Genomic DNA, 18,458 nt, shown 5'->3' with positions numbered 1-18,458 from the left:
CGCGGTTACTGTGCGGTGTCGTCCTGATTGCGGACGGCACCGCCCGATCCTCCGGCGGTGTCGGGGGAAACGGTGGGTTCGGTCGGCGTGCGGTCGTCCTCGACATTTTCGATGCCGGGGCCGCCGCGCCCCTCGTTGACGGCGCGTTCGATGTCGGACGGGCGGTCCTGTGGCACGCTGTCGGGATTTTCGTCGCGGTTACGATCGGTCATGGAAAAGCTCCTTTCCGCTACCGAACGCATGGAAGCCGTTCCGGTTCGCCGGCGATCAGCGAACCAGCATCCAGGCTGTCATCGCGACCATCATCACATTTCGGTAAGCGACACGAAGCCTAGCGGCGCATTGCTGTCGCCGCCGATGCAGGCGCACTTCAATTCACGGCGATCGCGATAAACAGCCTTGGACACGCTCACGGCTTCGATCCCGCCAATGACCAGTGCGACTGACGCAGCGATCCAGGTCAGCGCACCTGCCAGCATCAGCACCCCGGCCGGCCCCTCTGCCCAGAGATAAATCCAGCCATAGCGCACCCAGCGCATCGCCAGCAGATCATAGCCAAGGAACATCGTCCCAAAGCCGTCGACATCGCGCAGCTTCTGAAGCGCCAGCAGGCACATCGACGCGGCGATGAAACGCTCTGCCACCGTGACCGGCGCGATCATCCCTTCCGCGGCCCAGCCGATGGCGATCGTCATCGCCAGCGCCTTGGCGAAAAGCGCGATGACCGGGCGATAGGTCGTCGCCTTCGGATCACGAACCGACAGGCTTAGATGACGGCGCAGATCGTCCTGGCCGCCAATGCGCTGCCCGCCGATGAAGATCTGGGGTGTGGTCTTTGAATCATGCCCGCGCAAACGAAAATGGCCGGGAGGTCGCCCTCCCGGCCCAAATCTGTCGGTCAAGATCGTGAAATCAGGCGCCCGAAACCTCGGACACGTCGACCTTGATGCCTGCACCCATCGAAGAGCTGACGGCGATCTTGCGCAGATACTTGCCCTTGGCACCCGACGGCTTGGCCTTGACTACGGCGTCCACCAGCGCGTCGAAATTGGCGCGCAGGTCTTCGGCCGGGAACGACGCCTTGCCGATGCCCGAATGGATGATGCCCGCCTTTTCGACGCGGTACTCGACCTGACCGCCCTTGGCCGCCTTGACGGCTTCAGCGACGTTCATGGTGACCGTGCCCAGCTTGGGGTTCGGCATCATGCCCTTGGGGCCCAGGATCTTACCCAGGCGACCGACGACGCCCATCATGTCCGGGGTCGCGATGCAGCGGTCGAAGTCGATCTTGCCGCCCTGAATGGTTTCCATCAGGTCTTCGGCGCCGACGACATCGGCACCCGCTTCACGAGCTTCGTCAGCCTTGGCGCCCTTGGCGAACACGCCGACGCGCACGGTCTTGCCGGTGCCCTTGGGCAGGGTGACGACGCCGCGAACCATCTGGTCGGCGTGGCGGGGGTCAACGCCCAGGTTCAGTGCGACTTCGATCGTCTCGTCGAACTTGGCGGTCGCGTTGGTCTTGGCGAGCGAGATCGCTTCGTCGATGCCGTGCAGCTTTTCACGGTCGACGGCGGTGGCCAGCGCCTTGGCCTTCTTGGTCAGTTTGGCCATGGAATCAGCCCTCCACCACTTCGAGGCCCATCGCGCGGGCCGAACCTTCGATGATCTTGGTCGCGGCGTCGATGTCGTTCGCGTTCAGATCCTTCATCTTCGCCGTCGCGATTTCCGACAGCTGCGAACGCTTGATCTTACCGGCCGAAACCTTGCCCGGCTCCTTCGAACCCGACTTCAGGTTCGCAGCCTTCTTGATCAGATAAGTCGCGGGCGGCGTCTTGGTCTCGAACGAGAAGCTGCGGTCGGCATAAACGGTGATGATCGTCGGCAGCGGCGTGCCGACTTCCTGGTCGCCGGTCGACGCGTTGAACGCCTTGCAGAATTCCATGATGTTGACGCCGCGCTGACCCAGCGCGGGGCCGATCGGGGGGCTGGGGTTGGCCTTGCCGGCCGGCACCTGCAGCTTGATATAGCCGGTGATTTTCTTTGCCATAATACTCACTCTGTTGCCGGGACGCCGGGATTGCCGCCGCGCCGGGTCAAGTTAAGCGGTTCGAGCGACGACCCGGATGAGCCGCCTCCCGCATTCCAGCGATGTCTCGATGGAGGCGCGCGCATAGCTCAACTGCGGGCCGGTGGCAATGCCTGCCTGCATCAGCAAGCGGCGTTGATCTTCGCGCGCGAACGCGGCAATCGGGTGCGGATCATGGCCGACCCCCGCATCATGGACGTCACGCTGGACGAGCGCACGATATTATGGCGGTCGGCCGATATCGAGCAGGAGCGTCGGATCGCAATCTTCGATCTGCTGGAGGGTAATTATTTCCGCCCGCTACGTGATCAGGCCGATGGCTATGCCGGACCATATCGTCTGTCGCTGAGCGTGGAGGAGGGGCGTCTGGTGCTGGCGATCGCGCGGCAGGATGGCTCCGCGCTCGAGACACTGGTCTTGGCGCTGGGTCGGTTCCGTCGACCGATCCGCGATTACTTTGCGATTTGCGACAGCTATTACCAGGCCATTCGGAACGCCACCGCGCAGCAGATCGAAACCGTCGATATGGCGCGACGCGGCATCCACAATGAAGCGGCCGAGCTGCTGAAGGAGCGGCTGGACGGCAAGATCGAGATAGATTTCGATACGGCGCGGCGGCTGTTCACGCTGGTCTGCGTTTTGCACATCAAGGGTTAAAGGGACGTCGAATGTGGGGACTGGGGCGCTGGGTCGGCGCCATGGTGGTTGTTGCCGTGCTCTTTTCGGGGACATGGTTGTACGCACAACATTGGCGGCCCGACCGCCGCGAATACCTGATGCAGGGGGTCGATATCAGCGCAGCCAGCGGCGCCGTGGACTGGGGAATGGCGAAGGCGCGTGACGTGAGCTTTGCCTATCTGCTCGCGACCAGCGGAGACCGCGGGCGCGATCCGGCGTTCGAGCAATATTGGAGCGCGCTGGCGGGTAGCGGGATTCGCCGTGGGGCCATTCATGCCTTTTCCCTTTGCCGCCTTGCGGCTGACCAGGCGGATCATTTCAACGCCGTCGTACCGCGCGCGGACGACGCGTTGCCAGCGGTCGTTTCGTTCGAGTTTTCGGCGAACTGTTCAGATCGCCCGTCACGCGACGTAGTCATCCGCGAAGTCTCTACGTTCCTGGAGCGTGTCGAGCGGCACACGGGTGGACATGTGCTTCTAAGGATCCGTCCCGCGTTCGAGGAGGAATATCGCCTGAGCGCCGGCATCGACCGAAATTTGTGGGCGACCGGCAATTTTATGGCGCCCGAATATCTGTCGCGGCCCTGGCGTATGTGGCAGGCGAACGACGCGCGGCGCGTGGATGGCTTTGAGGGACCAGTAGGATGGAACGTGGTGGCGCAGTGACAGAGATTGATGAGCGAAGCCTGATCGCCGCCGCGCGTGACGCGGCGTTGAAGGCTCATGCGCCTTATTCGCGCTTTTCAGTGGGGGCTGCCGTTCTGCTGAACGATGGCGCGGTCGTAACGGGCGCCAATTTCGAGAACGCCAGCTACGGCCTGTCGCTATGTGCCGAAACGGTGGCAATCGCGAAGGCGAGTTCCGAGGGGCGGCTTGCCGACGTGATCGCCGTTGCCGTCATTGGTGGGATGCAGGTCGACGGCCGACCGGCAGGGTCCGATCCGGTTCGACCCTGCGGTCGCTGCCGGCAGGTACTGAACGAGGCTGCCGGCATCGGCCGGCGCGACTTGATCGTGCTGTGCGCGGGTGCTCAAGGCGACGCGATCGAGCGCCACCGGTTGAGCGAGTTGTTGCCCAACGCGTTCGGACCTGCAGACCTGGGCCTTTAACCCGTACACGCCAATCGGACGTTAACGAATCACGCCCCATAGATCCCGAAAAACAGCGGGATAGGGGCGGATATGGCGTTCATGGCGCAGGGTGATTCGGTCGCGATCATCGGGCATGTTGGTCGAAAGGGGCTGCGCTTTGCGCGGACCGATGAGGCGGGGTGCATTGATCCCCGAACCATTTATTTTCAAGGCGCCGGGTCGGCGACCGGCATTTCAGGCGCTCTGGCCAATTATCTACGCGAACAGGGGCTTCAGGGGCGGACCATTCGCACCGCAATTGCCGTGGCCGGACTTATTCGCGGTGACACGATCTCCGTTACGCATACACGCTGGTTTGTGTCGCGCTCGGGACTGCAAGCGATGCTGGGGCATCCGCCCCTTTTGCTCAACGATTTCGAGGCAGAGGCCTGGGCGCTGTCCGAGCGCGACGGAGCGCGGCAGTCCAGCGGCACATGGTGCATCGCTGGTATAACGTCCGGCTTGGGTGTGTCAGTGCTGAGGCGTGACGCGGATCGCACCTGTGTGATTGCGACGGAAGCGGGTCACGTCGCTTTTGCTGCCCCAACAGGCGAGCTGGCCGCGCTGGTAGCGGCGCTCTTTCCCGGTGCATCGGCCGTACCGGCGGAGTTGTTGATTTCAGCACCCGGCTTGCTGGCCATTTACCAGCACCTTGTCGTCGTACAGGGCACACGGCCGCGCTATATGGAACCGGAAGCCATCACTGCGGCGCAGGCGAGCGATCCAATCGCCGCACGGGCCTGCGAATTGCTGGCACAGGCATTTTGGTCGCACATGGGCAATCTGGTGCTGGCCTATGGGGCGTGGGATGGCGTCATCGCAACCGGCGGCCTTGCGATGGCGATGCAGCCATTGGCCATGCAGCCGGACGTCGTTTCGGCGTTTGTGGGCCGCGGGAAATATGCGCGCCTGTTGTCCGAAATGCCGCGCCGTTTCGAACGAGTGGAGCACGGCGAACTGATCGGCGCCGCTGCGGCACTACGAGCACAGCGTGTGCCGGAACCTGCGGCTCAGCCACTCAAGCCCGCCCCGATGGCAATCCTGAACCCGGTGCGGATGCGTCCGGTTTAGCGCCTAATGACCCTTTCGCGGTATCAGATGCAGCGCCCCGACCACGATCATGCCGACGACGATCCCGACAATCCCCGAACCGATTGCCGTCACCAGCCACTCGATAACCCCGTTCCCGCCGCCAACCGCGAGCGCAGCGCCATGGATAACATGTTCCGGCATATCGAACCCAAAGCTCGCCAGGCCATGAACGATGATGCCGCCTCCGACCCACAGCATCGCGGCCGTGCCGATCGCCGCAAGGGCTCTCAGCAAAACGGGCATGGCGACGAGCAGCCCACGGCCGAGGCTGGCGCTCTGTCCGCTTTTGACGAGGTGCAGGCCGATGTCATCCATCTTCACGATCAGCGCAACGGCGCCGTAAACGGCCAGGGTGATCGCAATACCGACGACAGCGAGTACGACCGCCTGCATCAACAGGCTTTGCTGGGGTAATTCAGCGAGCGCGATCGCCATGATTTCAGCTGACAGGATCAAATCCGTGCGGATCGCACCCGACACCTGCCGCGCTTCGAGTTCAGCCGGGTCACTTATTTCGACAACTTCCTCACCATGGCTTTCGCCACGCATCTTCTCGATCAGCTTCTCAGCGCCTTCGAAGCATAAATAGGCGCCGCCGAGCATCAGGATCGGGGTAATCGCCCACGGCGCAAGCGCCGACAGGAGCAGTGCTGCCGGCAAAAGGATCAAAAGCTTGTTCCGCAGAGAGCCGACGCCGATCTTCATGATGATCGGCAACTCGCGAGAAGGTGCCAAGCCGGTCACATAACCGGGCGTCACGGCGGCATCGTCGATCACCACGCCGGCGGCCTTGGCTCCCGCCTTGCCCGCTGCGGCACCGACATCATCAATGGATGCAGCGGCCAGCTTGGCAATAGCGGCAACATCGTCGAGCAACGCGATCAAACCACCTGCCATGTTTTCGTTTCCCGTATCGTTCGCGGCGGAGCTATGCGGGCACACAGCGCGCCGGGCAAGGGGACACGGCGTGCCGAGGTTCAAAGATAAGAGGCTGCCGGGACTTGGCTAATGCGTCCGCCAGAACCGGCCGTATACGATAATGGCCAGTTAAACGAAGTAAACCACAAGTTAATCGGGCAAGAGTTGTTGCTTGATCGTTGTTGCTTTGCGCTTGACCGGGTGGACACGCGATGGCAAGGGAAAATCTCGAAATAAGGCCTATTGGAGCAAACCGACCCATGCGTATGACCAAGCTGCTTGCTGCGACGATCGCTTCGACCCTCGTTGCAACCCCCGTTCTGGCGAACCCGGCTTCGTCGCTGTCGGTTGCCAAGGTTCGCGCTGCGACCAACGCAAAGGGTGAGAACAAGGCAGTTGCCGGCGGCGCCATCATCGGTGTCCTCGCGGCAGCGGCTGTGATCGGCGGCATCGTCGTTGTTGCGGACGAAGGCGGCGACGACGCCGACAGCAACTAAGACTTTAAAACCAGTTCTGGTTCGGAAATGGCAGCCCTTGTGGCTGCCATTTTTGTTTCGTCACCCTGTGATCATGATTCGCCCACAGCTTTAAGGGGGCGTCTGGGTTGCGTCGGCCATCGTCATGCCGGATTAGGCGTGGATGGCTACCCAACCGATTCATCCCGCACCCGGCGAACCCATTCGACTGCCCCAGAATGTCGAGGCAGAGGCAGCGCTGCTTGGCGCTATGATGATCGACAACCGGCTTGCTGACGACATCATCGACATGCTCAAGCCCGAGCATTTTCATGAGCCGGTCCATGGCCGTATTTTTGGCGCGGTCGCCAAGCTGCGCGGCGACGACCTTCTCGCCAACCCACTGACCCTTAAACCCTTGTTCGAGGGTGATACGGGCATGGCGGCGCTGGGCGGCCCTGCCTATCTTGCGCAGCTGACCGGATCAGGTGCGGGGCTTATCGGCGCGCGGCAATTCGCCAAGCAGATTTTCGACCTCGCCAAGCTGCGCACCCTGATCGAAGTCGGGCGGGAACTGGTCGATCGCGCGATGGACACGTCGGAAACGATCGATCCGTCCGCCCAGATCGAAGCCGCTGAAGAAGCGCTGTTCGCCGTCGCCGCGGGCGCCAGCACGTCCAAGGCGGTCAAGACCTTTGCACAGGCGACGGCGGCCGCAGTCGACATGGCGGCAAAGGCGCTCAATGCGGGCGGCGGCCTGTCGGGGACGACGACCGGCTTTGAAAGTATCAATCAGCGGATCGGCGGTCTCCACCATTCCGACCTGATCATCCTTGCCGGACGTCCAGGCATGGGCAAAACGTCGCTCGCCACCAACATCGCATTCAATTCGGCGCGGCGCTGGCTGGACGACATGGCGCTGGGCCTGACCCCCAAGGAAAGCGTGGGGGGAAAGGTTGCGTTTTTCAGCCTGGAAATGTCCGCCGATCAGCTAGCAACCCGTATCCTCGCCGAACAATCGCGCATCAGTTCGGAAGCGCTACGTATGGGCCGGATCAGCAAGCAGGAGTTCCGGCAACTGGCCGATGCTGCGACCGATCTTCAAAACCTTCCCTTGTTCATCGACGATACCGCCGGCCTGTCGATCAGCGCGCTGCATACCCGCGTCCGACGGCTGAAGCGTACGCTGGGCGACGACCTGAAATTCGTGGTCGTCGACTATCTCCAACTGCTGCAAGGGTCGGGCAGCCGCGCCAGCGACAATCGTGTGCAGGAAATCTCGGAAATCAGCCGTGGCCTGAAGACACTGGCCAAGGATCTTGACGTGGCGGTGATGGCACTGTCCCAGCTCAGCCGCGCCGTGGAAAGCCGTGAGGACAAGCGGCCGCAACTGTCGGACCTTCGTGAATCGGGCTCGATCGAGCAGGACGCCGATATGGTCTGGTTCGTGTATCGCGAAGACTATTACGTCGCCGCAAAGGAACCGAAGCGCCCCGTCGAAGGTGACGACCCCAAAGTGTTCGAAGACCACCAGAAATGGCACATGGACATGGAACGTGTGTTCGGTCTGGCCGAATTGATCATCGCCAAGCAGCGCCACGGCGCCACGGGCAAGGTAACGCTCAAGTTCGAGCCGGAAATCACGCGCTTCAGCGACTATGCCGGTCCGCAATATTCAGGACCGCTGGAGTAAGTGGCGGCGGCGCCGGTTTTGTCCGGCGCCACGCCTTGGTCAGAAGCTCGGCTGTTCGGGGTCGCCATCCTGGGGACCGATGTGGATGCCGCACTCGGTCTTGTCCCAACCCTTCCAGCGGCCCGAACGCGGGTCTTCGCCGGGCGCAACCTTGCTGGTGCAGGGCGCGCAGCCGATCGAGGGATAACCCTGTGCCACCAGCGGATGGGCGGGGAGGTCATGGCGGGCGAAATAGCCCTCAAGATCCTCGCGGCTCCAAGTGATGAGCGGGTTCATCTTGATCCGGTCACCGTCCAGCTCGAACCGGGGCAGGTTGGCACGCGTCGCCGCCTGAAACGCCTTGCGGCCGGTAATCGTCGCGTCAAACCCTGTCATTGCACGTTCCAGCGGCGCGACCTTACGGATTTCGCAGCACCCATCGGGATCATAGGACCAACGCAGCCCGGTTTCGTCGCGCGCCTGGAGCACGGTTTCGTCAGGCGTCAGATTACGCAGGTCGGTCAGGCCGAGGCGCTCGACCAGTTCGTCGCGATAGGCAAGCGTTTCCGGGAAATGCTTGCCTGTTTCCAAGAACAATACCGGCGTCGAGGGATCGGCCTGCGCCACCAGGTGCAGCAGCACGGCGGATTCGGCGCCAAAGGACGAAACGACGGCGACGTCGCCCAGCATCCGTTCGCCCAGGACGACGCGCAGCATTTCGCTTGTCTCACGACCCCGGAACAGGTTGTTCAGGCGGTGCGCGTCAGCCGCGGTAAAACGCGGTGCGGTGTCGATCCGGTCGATCCGGCGCAGGGCGGCATCAGCCATGGCGCAGTCTCCATACTGGCGTCCGGCCATCGGCCTTCGCCTGATAAACATGGTCATATCGTGCCAGCGCCCGTTCCAGCGCCACTTCGTCGACCGGCGCATTGGGCGCAAAGCTGTCGAAGCCGCAGCGGCGCATCAGCGGAATCTGATCGATCAGCACATCGCCATGCGCGCGCAGTTCCCCGGTATAGCCCGCCTCTCGCAGCACGCTGGCCGCGGAATAGCCGCGCCCGTCGCGAAAGGTAGGGAAGCTGACCTCGACCAACGCAAGGCGCTCGATATGCGGCAACAGCGCGCGCGCATCTTCCCCCGCCTCGATCCGCACGGCGGTCGCGTTCGACTGACCTAAGAAGGAATCCAGCGTCACTGCCGGTTCGTCATGCGCCGCGTCGTCGCGGAAGCGCAGGTTGTTCTCAACCATAAATGGCCTCCTTGAACGGTTCCATGCCCAGCCGACGATAGGTATCGACAAAGCGTTCGTTGGGTTCGCGGCGGGCGACATAGAGGTCGGTCACGCGTTCGATCGCGTCGACTACGCCGTCCTCGTCAAATCCGGGGCCGGTGATGCGGCCCAAGCTGACATCCTCCGCGCCCGATCCACCCAGCAGCAGCTGGTAATTCTCGACGCCTTTTCGGTCGACGCCCAGAATGCCGATATGGCCCGCATGGTGGTGCCCACAGGCATTGATGCAGCCCGAAATCTTGAGCTTCAATTCGCCCAGATCGCGCTGCCGCGCCGGGTCGGCAAAGCGCTGGCTGATCTTTTGTGCCAGCGGGATCGAGCGGGCATTGGCCAGGCTGCAATAATCGAGACCGGGGCAGGCGATGATGTCGCCGATCAGGTCCAGATTGGCCTCAGCCAGACCGGCTTCGTTCAGGGCCTGCCACACGGTATAAAGGTCGCGTTTGCGCACATGCGGCAGAACCAGGTTCTGGGCATGGGTCACGCGCAGCTCGTCAAAGCTGTAACGTTCGGCCAGATCCGCCACGACTTCCATCTGCTCGGCGGTCGCGTCGCCCGGAATGCCGCCCGCCGGCTTCAGGCTGATGGTGGCGATGGCATAGCCGGGCTGCTTGTGCGCGACGACATTCTGGTCGACCCACAGCGCAAAGTCGGGATCGCTGCGGTCGAGTTCATCGGAAAGCCCCGTGTCGAACGCCGGCGATGCGAAAAAGGCGGCGATGCGGTCGAACTCAGCCTTGGGCGGATCGATGCCCAGCGCCTTTATTGCCGCAAATTCTTCCTCGACCTGACGACGATATTCGTCCGCGCCGATTTCGTGCAGCAGGATCTTGATGCGCGCCTTGTAGATATTATCGCGGCGGCCATAGCGATTATAGACGCGCAGACATGCTTCCAGATAGCTGAGCAGGTCCTCGATCGGAACGAATTCGGCGACTTCATGCGCGATCATCGGCGTGCGGCCCATGCCGCCACCGGCAAAGATGCGCGCGCCCAGTTCACCGTCGCGCGACACGATCTCGATCCCGATGTCGTGCAGCCGCATCGCCGCGCGATCCTCAGCCGCGGCGATCACCGCGATCTTGAACTTGCGGGGCAGGTAGGTGAATTCGGGATGGAAGGTCGACCACTGACGCAGTAGCTCGGCCCAAGGGCGTGGATCGGTCACTTCGTCCGCGGCGGCGCCGGCATATTGGTCGGAGCTGATATTGCGGATGCAATTCCCGCTGGTCTGAATGGCATGCATCTCGACCTTGGCCAGCTCGGCCAGGATTTCCGGCGCGTCCTTCAGCTGGATCCAGTTATACTGAAGGTTCTGGCGCGTCGTGAAATGGCCATAGCCGCGATCGTACCGCCGGGCGATGTCGGCCAGCACGCGCAGCTGACGCGAATTGAGCGTGCCATAGGGGATGGCAACGCGCAGCATATAGGCGTGCAGCTGAAGATACAGGCCGTTCATCAGCCGCAGCGGCTTGAACTGATCCTCGCTCAGCGCGCCCGACAAGCGGCGTTCCACCTGATCGCGAAATTCGTCGACGCGAGCATCGACGATCGCCTGGTCGTAAGTGTCATAGCGATACATTTCAGATAACCCAGTTTCCGGCCGCCGGATCGGCGGGCTTGAGCGTCAGGTCGGGACGCACCGTAGGTCCGAGTGCGCGAATGCGGTCCTTGATATGCGCGGGGCGCGGGCCGTCCGCGGTATCCGTCGCGTCGATCACATAGGGGACGTTAACCCGCCGCGCGCCTTCCTCCTCGCGCGCGATCCGTTCGCCATCCTCATCGACATCGACCGAGTCCTCGACGTGGCGTGACCAGTCGCTGCCCGTCCACCAGACGACGTCGCCGGTCACCAGATCGTTGCCCGTCAAAATCTTCATGCACCGGCTCCTTGCGCCAGGGTTGCTGCAACATCGGCCCAGCGGCCCAGCTTGTCTTCGGCGTCGGACAGTTCGACCACGTCGCCAACGACAATGATTGCGGGACTTTCGACGCCCTCTCGATCGACCATGGCGCCCAGATCGGCCAGCAGCGTGCGGATCGCGCGGTGGCCGGGCAGGGTGCCTTTCTCCAGCACCGCCACCGGCATGTCGGGGGCGACACCGTCTGCCATCAGCTTTTCGGCGATGGCAGGGGCGGTGGCCACGCCCATATAGATGACCAGCGTACGCCCGACGCCAGCCAAGCCGGACCAATCCTGTTCGGACAGCCCCTTGCACTGGCCCGCAACAAAGCTGACCGCGCTGGCATGGTCGCGGTGGGTCAGCGGCAGCATCGCTTCGGCGGCGCAACCAAGCGCTGCCGATACGCCGGGAACGACATCGACGCGCAGACCGGCGGCGCGCACCGCTTCAACCTCCTCACCGCCGCGCCCGAAGATGAACGGGTCGCCGCCCTTCAGCCGCACGACGACCGACCCCGCGCGCACATGGGCGATGATCAGCGCGTTGATACCGTCCTGAGGCACGGTGTGGCGCGAGCGGCGCTTGGCGACGGAAATGCGATGCGCCGACGCCGGGGCCAGTTCCAGCACGCGCGGGTCGATCAGACCGTCGTGCACCAGAACATCGGCCGCGCGAAGCGCCTCCACGGCGCGGACCGTCAACAGGTCGGGATCACCCGGCCCGGCACCCACGAGGATGACGCGGCCGCGCGCATCGGGATCGAGAAGACTTGCCATGGGCCCGACATGGGACCGGGCGTGCGAGGCGGCAACCGAAGGATGCTTGGGGCGCGCTTAGCCCAGCTATGTTCACCCGTCGCTCAGGCCGACGCCGATGGATGCGCGCGCCTGTTCGGCTTCGCTGGATACGACCGGAAAAGCGCAATAGTCGGCGGCATAATAGGCGCTTGGCCGATGGTTGCCTGACCAGCCCACGCCGCCGAACGGCGCGGATGAACTGGCGCCGTTGGTCGGCTTGTTCCAGTTGACGATGCCCGCACGAATCCCGGCCCAGAACTGGTCGTAAAGGCGCGGGTCTTGCGACACCAGGCTGGCCGACAGGCCATAGCGCGTGGCATTGGCCTCTGCGATGGCCGCTTCAAAGCTGTCGGTGCGAATGACCTGGAGCAATGGCCCGAACAGCTCGACATCGGGCCGCTCGCGTGCATCCGTCATGTCCACGATCCCCGGCGACAGGAAGGGGCGACCATCCACCGGCCGGGTCATGTACCGGATTGGCCGCCCGCCCTGCGACGTCAGCGACAGGAAGTTTTCGGTCAGCATGTCGGCGGTGTCGTTGTCGATCACCGGCCCCATGAAGGGGGCCGGGTCGGCATGCGGTTCGCCGACGATCAGCCGGTCGGCCAGCTTCGTGATCTGCTCGATCAGCGGATCGTACAGCTTGTCTTCGACGATCAGCCGCCGCGCGGCGGTGCAACGCTGACCCGCGCTGGTGAAGGCCGATTGGATGACCAGAATCGCCGCCGAATAAATATCCGGCGTGCTCCACACGACAATCGGGTTGTTGCCGCCCATTTCGAGCGCAAGGATTTTTTCCGGCGTTTCGGCAAAGGCGCGGTTCAGCGCCAGCCCCGTACGCGCCGATCCGGTGAACAGCAGGCCGTCGATCCCCGGATGGCTAGCCAGCGCGCGCCCGGCATCCGGCCCGCCCAGCAACAGCCGCACGCAACCTTCCGGCACCCCCGCCGCGCGGTAGCATTCGACCAGAAACTCGCCGACTGCCGGCGTCTTTTCGGAGGGCTTGAACACAACCGCGTTGCCGGCGATCAGCGCGGGGACGATATGCCCGTTGGGTAGGTGCGCCGGGAAGTTATACGGCCCCAGCACCGCCAGCACGCCATGCGGCTTATGACGAAGCGCCAGTCGGCTGCCCATCTGGGCCTCAAGCCGCCGCTGCCCTGTGCGATCCGAAAAGGCCGTGATCGAGATATCGACCTTGGCGATCACGGTATCGACCTCGGTCCGGGCTTCCCAAAGCGGCTTGCCCGTTTCGCGCGCGATCAGATCGGAAAATGCCTCATGCCGGGCACGGACGACATTGGCGAACCGGCGCAATGTTTCAATGCGAACCGCCAGCGGACGCGCCGCCCATTGGCTCCACCCCGCACGCGCGGCGGCAACCTCACGGTCGGCATCTCCGGCAACGCCCCGCCACAAAATGGCACCGGTCGCGGGTTCGGTCGAAATCAACTCTTGCGCGGACAAGGGGTCACTTTCCTGTTGGCCGTCCACCGTGAATGATCGCGTTGTGCAACAACTGCGTCGCAAACGCCAGCCGCCGGGTCAGGCGAGCGCTTGGCCCATCATGCGGATGTGGGACAGTTTTTCCATCAGCGGCGTCCAGTCGTCTCGCTGATCGATGGCGCTCCACAGGGTTTCGACCTCGTCGATCAGCATCGAAGCGGGCGGCCCTTCCCAATAGGAGTCACTGCGCGACTTGCGGGAGGCGTAGGGCGACAGTGCCGCGCGGGCATCGGCAAAAGCGCTGCCAAAATCCGCCGGGATGTCACCGCCGAAACTGCGGTGAAAGAATGCGTCGATCCCGACGCCCGCCTCTCGCAAGCCACGCTCGATCGCCTCGATCGTCGCCCGGTCGCGGTCGCCGCCCAGCGGCGTCACGCCCAACCGCCAGAACAAGGCATCGGTGACGGCGGCCTGATAGGCGTGGCTGAAACCGTCCAGCGCCTCGATCAACGGCGGTGCTTCGCTGATCGTTCGAAGTGAGACGGCCAACTGCATGCAATTCCAGTGGATCGCCTCTGCCTGCCGGCCGAAGGCGTATAGCCCGGCATGGTCGAAATAGGCGGCGGTAAAGCCGGGGTCCCATGTCGGCGCGAACCGCCACGGACCATAGTCGAAGCTCTCCCCGCTCACGTTGATATTGTCGGTATTCAGCACACCGTGGACAAAGCCCGCCGCCATGTAGCGCGCGGCAAGCAACGCGGTCTGCGAGACGACATGGCCCAGCAGCCGGGCGGCGGCGTCGGGCCCGGCCGGTTCGTCATAAAATTGCTTGAGGCAATATTCGACCAGCGTCGCCATGCTCTCCGCATCGCGCAGATAGGCCAGCCGCTGAAAGGTGCCGATACGGATATGACCATGGCTCAACCGCACCAGCACCGCGCCGCGCGTGGGAGAGGGCTCGTCGTTGCGCTCCAGCGCCTCGCCCGTCTCGATGATTGAAAAGGTGCGGGACGTGGGGACGTTCAGCGCCTCCAGCATCTCGGTCGCCAGCAATTCGCGGACCGCGCCTTTCAGGGTGAGGCGGCCGTCGCCGAACCGGCTATAGGGCGTCTGGCCCGACCCCTTGGTCCCCAAGTCCATCAGCCTGCCAGCATCGTCACGCAGCTGGGCAAACAGGAAGCCGCGCCCGTCCCCGATTTCAGGATTATACGTGCGGAACTGATGACCGTGATAGCGCAAGGCCAGCGGCGCGGGCAGGCTGCCGGCAATCGGTTCAAAGCGGCCGAAATGCGCGACCCAGGCCTCATCGTCCATTGAATCGAGCCCAACCTGTTCGGCGGCTCTGTCATTTCGCCAACGCAGGATGGTTTGTGAAAACCGCGCCCCCGCGACTTCGTCGTAAAAGGCATCGCCCAGCGCCTCGATTGCGCGTTCGGGACGGGGGCGGGCTGACGCTTGCGTGAAATCGACCATAAGGCGATATGGGTGGCGATGGCGACTTCCCGCAACCCGACCGGCTTCACGGACGGCTATTGGTGGTCGGGCGATGGCGTCCGGCTGCATTACCGCGACTATCCCGGCCCCACAGATCGGCCCCCGATTTTGTGCCTTCCCGGACTGACCCGCAATGCCCGCGATTTTGAGGACCTGGCCGCGCGACTGTCACCCGACTGGCGGGTCATTGCCGTCGAACTGCGCGGTCGCGGCGAGAGCGGATATGCGCGTGATCCGATGAGCTATGTCCCGCTGACCTATCTTCAGGATGTCGAGCGGCTGGTGGACGAACTGAAGCTCGACCGGGTCGTTGCGTTCGGCACTTCGCTGGGCGGCATTCTGACCATGCTGCTGGCCGCAACCGGCCGTCCGCCGCTGGCGGGTGCGATTTTGAACGACGTTGGTCCCGAACTCGACCGGGCCGGGCTGGAACGTATTCGCGGCTATGTCGGCAAATCGATGCAATATCCGACCTGGATGCACGCCGCGCGCGCCATGGCGGAGGCAAATGCCGATGTTTATCCGCGCTATGGCGTCGAACAGTGGCTGGGCATGGCCAAGCGGCTGCATCGCCTGACATCCGCCGGGCGCATCGTCTTGGACTATGACATGAAGGTGGCTGAACCTTTTCGAGTACCGGGAAATGAGGCGGGGCCGGACATGTGGCGCGCGTTCGATGCGCTCAAGGGCGTGCCGACCCTGATCGTGCGCGGCGACCGGTCCGACATTCTGTCTGCCGAGGTTGCTGAGCGGATGGTGGAACGGTTGCACGCCGCCGAATTGGTCACGGTGCCGGATACCGGCCATGCGCCGACGCTGGACGAGCCTGAAAGCCTGGCGGCGATCGACCGCTTGCTGGCACGCATTACGATCTGATGACCGTCAATATCCTGCATCTTCACGACAGTTTCGACCTGGGTGGCAAGCAGGCTCGTTCGGTTCGGCTCATGAACGCCTTTGGCCAGGCGGCGCGGCATGTCGTCGTGTCCAGTGTGGAGGGTGCCTATGGTGCGCGCAGCGCCATCGCCCAGGGCGTCGCCTATGAAATCGCACAGGATCCGCCGCCGCTGAGCGGCAAGCCGTCTGCCGCGCGGTATGAAGCCATTGCGCGCTATATGCGCCGTTTCGATCTGGTGCTGACCTATGGCTGGGGCGCGATCGACGGGGTGATGGCCGCCCGCGTCTTTCCAAGGGGAACGCCGCCGGTCGTCCATCATGAGGATGGTTTCGGCGCGGATGAAGCGGTTCGGCTGAACCGCATGCGAAACCTCTACCGCCGCATGGCGCTGAGCGCCGCGCACGGGCTGGTCGTGCCGTCGCCGGGGCTTGAGCGGATCGCGCTCAACATATGGAAACAGCCGGCAGGGCGCGTGCATCGCATCTCGACCGGGATCGCGACCGCCACTTATGCCAATCGACCCGATCCACGCGCGATCCCGGGCTTCGCGCGGGGAAAGGAGCCGGTGGTCGGAACCATCGGCGCGCTCGATTCGAACCGCGATTTGCCGCTTATGATCCGCGCGGTCGGGGGCATTGCCCGCAACGTGCGACTGGTCATCGTGGGTGAGGGGCCGGAACGCGCCACCATCGAGCGGCAGGCGGCGGCGATGTTCATGGCTGACCGCGTGCACCTGCCCGGACAGTTGCCCGCGCCGCATCGCTACATTGGCCTGTTCGATATCTTCATGCTTACATCGCAGAGCGAGCAGCAGCCGGTCGTCGTGATGGAGGCGATGGCGGCGGGCCTACCCATCGTCGCGCCGCATGTGGGGGAGGTCCCGTCGATGGTCGCGCCGGAAAACCTGCCCTATCTGGCGCCCGAACGCCACGAACTGGCGTTGCGCGATGCGCTGGCCGCTCTGATCGCCGATCCGGAATCGCGGGCGAGGATAGGGGCCGCAAATCGCGCTCGGGCCGCCGCGATGTTCGATGACAGGGCAATGATCGACGCCTATGCCCGGCTTTATGAGGGTGCGATGGGGCTTCCTGCCGTGCTAAGCGTTTAAGTTCCACTCGCATGCGCGGCGATTTGTCGCTAGCGCCACGCTTTCGATCGTCACCCGGAGGAAATATTGTTCAAGGGCCTGTCACCCATTCGCTACAACGGCCGCGAGGTCTGGCCGCTGATCGAGGGGGGCAAGGGAGTTGCCGCCACGAACCATGCATCCGCAGGTGCATGGGCGGCAGCGGGCGGCATCGGCACCGTTTCGGCGGTGAACGCCGACAGCTATGACGCCGAAGGGCGCATCATCCCCCAGGTATATCACGCGCTTACCCGGCGCGAACGCCATGAAGAATTGATCGCCTATGCGATCGAGGGGGCGGTCCAACAGGTCCGCCGCGCGTTCGAGATGTCGGACGGCAAGGGCGCGATCAACATCAATGTGCTCTGGGAAATGGGCGGTGCGCAGCGTGTGCTGCACGGCGTTCTGGAGCGCACGCGCGGCATGGTGGCGGGTGTCACCTGTGGCGCGGGCATGCCCTATAAGCTCAGCGAGATCGCGGCGTCATACGGTGTGCATTACCTGCCCATCGTCAGCTCGGGCCGCGCATTCCGCGCACTGTGGAAGCGCGCCTATTCCAAGGCTTCGGAATGGCTGGCGGCGGTGGTCTATGAAGATCCGTGGCTGGCGGGCGGTCACAACGGTCTGTCCAACGCTGAGGATCCGTTGGCACCGCAGGATCCTTATCCGCGCGTCAAGGCGCTGCGTGACGTCATGCGTGAGGGCGGGATTTCGGACGAAGTGCCCATCGTGATGGCGGGCGGCGTCTGGCATCTGCGCGACTGGAACGACTGGATCGACAATCCGGAACTTGGCCGAATCGCATTCCAGTTCGGCACACGCCCGTTGCTGACGCAGGAAAGCCCGATCCCTGAAGAGTGGAAGGCCAAGCTGATGGAGCTTGAGCCGGGTGACGTGCTGCTGCACCGGTTCTCGCCAACGGGTTTCTATTCGTCGGCGGTACGCAATCCGTTCCTGCGCAATCTGGAAGCGCGCTCCGACCGGCAGATCGCCTTTTCGACACAGGAAGCGGGCGATCATGTTTTTCAGCTCGACGTGGGCGTGAAGGGCAAGAATTTCTGGGTCACGCGCAACGACCTGCTGCGCGCGCGTGAGTGGTTCGGACTGGGCTATACTGATGCCTTGAAGACGCCGGACAATACGCTGGTGTTCGTCACGCCTGACGAGAAGCAGGTTATTCGCAAGGATCAGGCGGATTGCATGGGCTGTCTCAGCCAATGCTCCTTCTCGTCATGGGCAGATACCGAGACCAATTCGACCGGGCGGCTGGCCGATCCGCGCAGCTTCTGTATTCAGAAGACGTTGCAGGACATCGCCCATGGCGGTCCCGTCGATCAAAACCTGATGTTTGCCGGTCACGCTGCCTATCGGTTCAAGCAGGACCCGTTTTATTCGAACGGCTTTGTCCCGACGGTCAAGCAGCTGGTCGACCGCATCTTGACTGGCGACTGATGGATGGAGCGGGCCGGTCC

At 63.5% G+C, this 18,458-nt stretch carries 20 protein-coding genes and 1 pseudogene; 9 read left to right on the top strand and 12 right to left on the bottom strand.

Annotation, left to right across the window (positions count from 1 at the left end):
* Window positions 1-5: 5 nt before the first annotated feature.
* From ACAX61_RS00310 to rplK, 4 genes and pseudogenes are all read right to left on the bottom strand, one after another.
* Window positions 6-212 carry a hypothetical protein gene (locus ACAX61_RS00310; RefSeq protein WP_370712843.1) on the bottom strand — a complete coding sequence of 69 codons (207 nt, stop codon included), beginning with the start codon at window positions 210-212 and terminating at the stop codon, window positions 6-8.
* A gap of 55 nt (window positions 213-267) precedes the next feature.
* A pseudogene (locus ACAX61_RS00305) lies at window positions 268-845 on the bottom strand (MauE/DoxX family redox-associated membrane protein); the annotation flags it as partial.
* A gap of 67 nt (window positions 846-912) precedes the next feature.
* The gene (rplA, locus tag ACAX61_RS00300) at window positions 913-1,611 is read right to left on the bottom strand and encodes a 50S ribosomal protein L1 (protein ID WP_370712842.1); all 699 of its coding nucleotides are present in this window, start codon (window positions 1,609-1,611) and stop codon (window positions 913-915) included.
* Window positions 1,612-1,615: 4 nt separating this feature from the next.
* Window positions 1,616-2,047, bottom strand: a complete 432-nt coding sequence (gene rplK, locus ACAX61_RS00295) for a 50S ribosomal protein L11 (RefSeq protein ID WP_325282605.1) — start codon at window positions 2,045-2,047, stop codon at window positions 1,616-1,618.
* A 213-nt stretch (window positions 2,048-2,260) separates the two neighbouring features.
* Here rplK and ACAX61_RS00290 point away from each other — a divergent pair, with 213 nt between their 5' ends.
* From ACAX61_RS00290 to ACAX61_RS00275, 4 genes are all read left to right on the top strand, one after another.
* On the top strand, window positions 2,261-2,743 hold the full coding sequence (locus ACAX61_RS00290; RefSeq protein WP_370712841.1) for a UPF0262 family protein: 483 nt from the start codon (window positions 2,261-2,263) through the stop codon (window positions 2,741-2,743).
* An 11-nt stretch (window positions 2,744-2,754) separates the two neighbouring features.
* The gene (locus tag ACAX61_RS00285; protein WP_370712840.1) at window positions 2,755-3,429 is read left to right on the top strand and encodes a GH25 family lysozyme; all 675 of its coding nucleotides are present in this window, start codon (window positions 2,755-2,757) and stop codon (window positions 3,427-3,429) included.
* The gene (locus ACAX61_RS00280) at window positions 3,408-3,872 is read left to right on the top strand and encodes a cytidine deaminase (protein WP_370712839.1); all 465 of its coding nucleotides are present in this window, start codon (window positions 3,408-3,410) and stop codon (window positions 3,870-3,872) included. The genes ACAX61_RS00285 and ACAX61_RS00280 overlap by 22 nt, the downstream gene beginning before the upstream one ends.
* 72 nt (window positions 3,873-3,944) lie before the next feature.
* Entirely contained in the window at window positions 3,945-4,964 is a 1,020-nt protein-coding gene (locus ACAX61_RS00275) for a glucokinase (RefSeq protein WP_370712838.1), read from the top strand.
* A gap of 3 nt (window positions 4,965-4,967) precedes the next feature.
* Here the strand turns inward: ACAX61_RS00275 and ACAX61_RS00270 are convergent, their stop codons facing one another.
* Window positions 4,968-5,882 carry a DUF808 domain-containing protein gene (locus tag ACAX61_RS00270; protein WP_370714855.1) on the bottom strand — a complete coding sequence of 305 codons (915 nt, stop codon included), beginning with the start codon at window positions 5,880-5,882 and terminating at the stop codon, window positions 4,968-4,970.
* Window positions 5,883-6,163: 281 nt separating this feature from the next.
* Here ACAX61_RS00270 and ACAX61_RS00265 point away from each other — a divergent pair, with 281 nt between their 5' ends.
* The gene (locus ACAX61_RS00265) at window positions 6,164-6,400 is read left to right on the top strand and encodes a hypothetical protein (RefSeq protein WP_370712837.1); all 237 of its coding nucleotides are present in this window, start codon (window positions 6,164-6,166) and stop codon (window positions 6,398-6,400) included.
* Between the two features lie 142 nt (window positions 6,401-6,542).
* Window positions 6,543-8,051, top strand: coding sequence for a replicative DNA helicase (locus ACAX61_RS00260; protein WP_370712836.1), 1,509 nt, complete (start codon window positions 6,543-6,545; stop codon window positions 8,049-8,051).
* Between the two features lie 39 nt (window positions 8,052-8,090).
* Here ACAX61_RS00260 and ACAX61_RS00255 read toward each other — a convergent pair whose 3' ends face one another.
* The 7 genes from ACAX61_RS00255 to ACAX61_RS00225 form a co-directional block, all read right to left on the bottom strand.
* Complete coding sequence (locus ACAX61_RS00255) at window positions 8,091-8,858, bottom strand: phosphoadenylyl-sulfate reductase (protein ID WP_370712835.1); 768 nt, start codon at window positions 8,856-8,858, stop codon at window positions 8,091-8,093.
* Window positions 8,851-9,279 carry a DUF934 domain-containing protein gene (locus tag ACAX61_RS00250; RefSeq protein ID WP_370712834.1) on the bottom strand — a complete coding sequence of 143 codons (429 nt, stop codon included), beginning with the start codon at window positions 9,277-9,279 and terminating at the stop codon, window positions 8,851-8,853. Before ACAX61_RS00250 ends, ACAX61_RS00255 begins: the two co-directional genes overlap by 8 nt.
* Entirely contained in the window at window positions 9,272-10,903 is a 1,632-nt protein-coding gene (locus tag ACAX61_RS00245; protein WP_370712833.1) for a nitrite/sulfite reductase, read from the bottom strand. Before ACAX61_RS00245 ends, ACAX61_RS00250 begins: the two co-directional genes overlap by 8 nt.
* A 1-nt stretch (window position 10,904) precedes the next feature.
* Complete coding sequence (locus ACAX61_RS00240; RefSeq protein WP_370712832.1) at window positions 10,905-11,201, bottom strand: DUF2849 domain-containing protein; 297 nt, start codon at window positions 11,199-11,201, stop codon at window positions 10,905-10,907.
* Window positions 11,198-12,001 (bottom strand): uroporphyrinogen-III C-methyltransferase, encoded by an 804-nt coding sequence (gene cobA / locus ACAX61_RS00235; RefSeq protein ID WP_370712831.1) that lies wholly within the window; start codon window positions 11,999-12,001, stop codon window positions 11,198-11,200. Before cobA ends, ACAX61_RS00240 begins: the two co-directional genes overlap by 4 nt.
* Window positions 12,002-12,073: 72 nt before the next feature.
* On the bottom strand, window positions 12,074-13,489 hold the full coding sequence (gene astD / locus ACAX61_RS00230) for a succinylglutamate-semialdehyde dehydrogenase (RefSeq protein WP_370714854.1): 1,416 nt from the start codon (window positions 13,487-13,489) through the stop codon (window positions 12,074-12,076).
* A gap of 78 nt (window positions 13,490-13,567) precedes the next feature.
* A complete protein-coding gene (locus ACAX61_RS00225) occupies window positions 13,568-14,941 on the bottom strand; it encodes a protein adenylyltransferase SelO family protein (protein WP_370712830.1) in 1,374 nt (457 codons plus the stop codon).
* Between the two features lie 18 nt (window positions 14,942-14,959).
* Here ACAX61_RS00225 and ACAX61_RS00220 point away from each other — a divergent pair, with 18 nt between their 5' ends.
* The 3 genes from ACAX61_RS00220 (at window position 14,960) to ACAX61_RS00210 (ending at window position 18,438) form a co-directional block, all read left to right on the top strand.
* Window positions 14,960-15,838: an alpha/beta fold hydrolase gene (locus tag ACAX61_RS00220; RefSeq protein WP_370712829.1), complete on the top strand. Its 879-nt coding sequence runs from the start codon at window positions 14,960-14,962 to the stop codon at window positions 15,836-15,838.
* On the top strand, window positions 15,838-16,968 hold the full coding sequence (locus ACAX61_RS00215; RefSeq protein ID WP_370712828.1) for a glycosyltransferase: 1,131 nt from the start codon (window positions 15,838-15,840) through the stop codon (window positions 16,966-16,968). The genes ACAX61_RS00220 and ACAX61_RS00215 overlap by 1 nt, the downstream gene beginning before the upstream one ends.
* 66 nt (window positions 16,969-17,034) lie before the next feature.
* The gene (locus tag ACAX61_RS00210; RefSeq protein ID WP_370712827.1) at window positions 17,035-18,438 is read left to right on the top strand and encodes an NAD(P)H-dependent flavin oxidoreductase; all 1,404 of its coding nucleotides are present in this window, start codon (window positions 17,035-17,037) and stop codon (window positions 18,436-18,438) included.
* Window positions 18,439-18,458: the final 20 nt, after the last annotated feature.

This window comes from Sphingomonas sp. IW22 (genome assembly GCF_041321155.1).
Classification (GTDB): Bacteria; Pseudomonadota; Alphaproteobacteria; order Sphingomonadales; family Sphingomonadaceae; genus Sphingomonas.
This window is presented reverse-complemented; position numbering and strand designations above follow the sequence as displayed.

Coding starts and splice junctions, on each gene's coding strand:
- ACAX61_RS00310 (WP_370712843.1), bottom strand. CDS start 212: ATGACCGATCGTAACCGCGACGAAAATCCCGACAGCGTGCCACAGGAC.
- rplA (WP_370712842.1), bottom strand. CDS start 1,611: ATGGCCAAACTGACCAAGAAGGCCAAGGCGCTGGCCACCGCCGTCGAC.
- rplK (WP_325282605.1), bottom strand. CDS start 2,047: ATGGCAAAGAAAATCACCGGCTATATCAAGCTGCAGGTGCCGGCCGGC.
- ACAX61_RS00290 (WP_370712841.1), top strand. CDS start 2,261: ATGGCCGACCCCCGCATCATGGACGTCACGCTGGACGAGCGCACGATA.
- ACAX61_RS00285 (WP_370712840.1), top strand. CDS start 2,755: ATGTGGGGACTGGGGCGCTGGGTCGGCGCCATGGTGGTTGTTGCCGTG.
- ACAX61_RS00280 (WP_370712839.1), top strand. CDS start 3,408: ATGGAACGTGGTGGCGCAGTGACAGAGATTGATGAGCGAAGCCTGATC.
- ACAX61_RS00275 (WP_370712838.1), top strand. CDS start 3,945: ATGGCGTTCATGGCGCAGGGTGATTCGGTCGCGATCATCGGGCATGTT.
- ACAX61_RS00270 (WP_370714855.1), bottom strand. CDS start 5,882: ATGGCAGGTGGTTTGATCGCGTTGCTCGACGATGTTGCCGCTATTGCC.
- ACAX61_RS00265 (WP_370712837.1), top strand. CDS start 6,164: ATGCGTATGACCAAGCTGCTTGCTGCGACGATCGCTTCGACCCTCGTT.
- ACAX61_RS00260 (WP_370712836.1), top strand. CDS start 6,543: ATGGCTACCCAACCGATTCATCCCGCACCCGGCGAACCCATTCGACTG.
- ACAX61_RS00255 (WP_370712835.1), bottom strand. CDS start 8,858: ATGGCTGATGCCGCCCTGCGCCGGATCGACCGGATCGACACCGCACCG.
- ACAX61_RS00250 (WP_370712834.1), bottom strand. CDS start 9,279: ATGGTTGAGAACAACCTGCGCTTCCGCGACGACGCGGCGCATGACGAA.
- ACAX61_RS00245 (WP_370712833.1), bottom strand. CDS start 10,903: ATGTATCGCTATGACACTTACGACCAGGCGATCGTCGATGCTCGCGTC.
- ACAX61_RS00240 (WP_370712832.1), bottom strand. CDS start 11,201: ATGAAGATTTTGACGGGCAACGATCTGGTGACCGGCGACGTCGTCTGG.
- cobA (WP_370712831.1), bottom strand. CDS start 12,001: ATGGCAAGTCTTCTCGATCCCGATGCGCGCGGCCGCGTCATCCTCGTG.
- ACAX61_RS00225 (WP_370712830.1), bottom strand. CDS start 14,941: ATGGTCGATTTCACGCAAGCGTCAGCCCGCCCCCGTCCCGAACGCGCA.
- ACAX61_RS00220 (WP_370712829.1), top strand. CDS start 14,960: ATGGCGACTTCCCGCAACCCGACCGGCTTCACGGACGGCTATTGGTGG.
- ACAX61_RS00215 (WP_370712828.1), top strand. CDS start 15,838: ATGACCGTCAATATCCTGCATCTTCACGACAGTTTCGACCTGGGTGGC.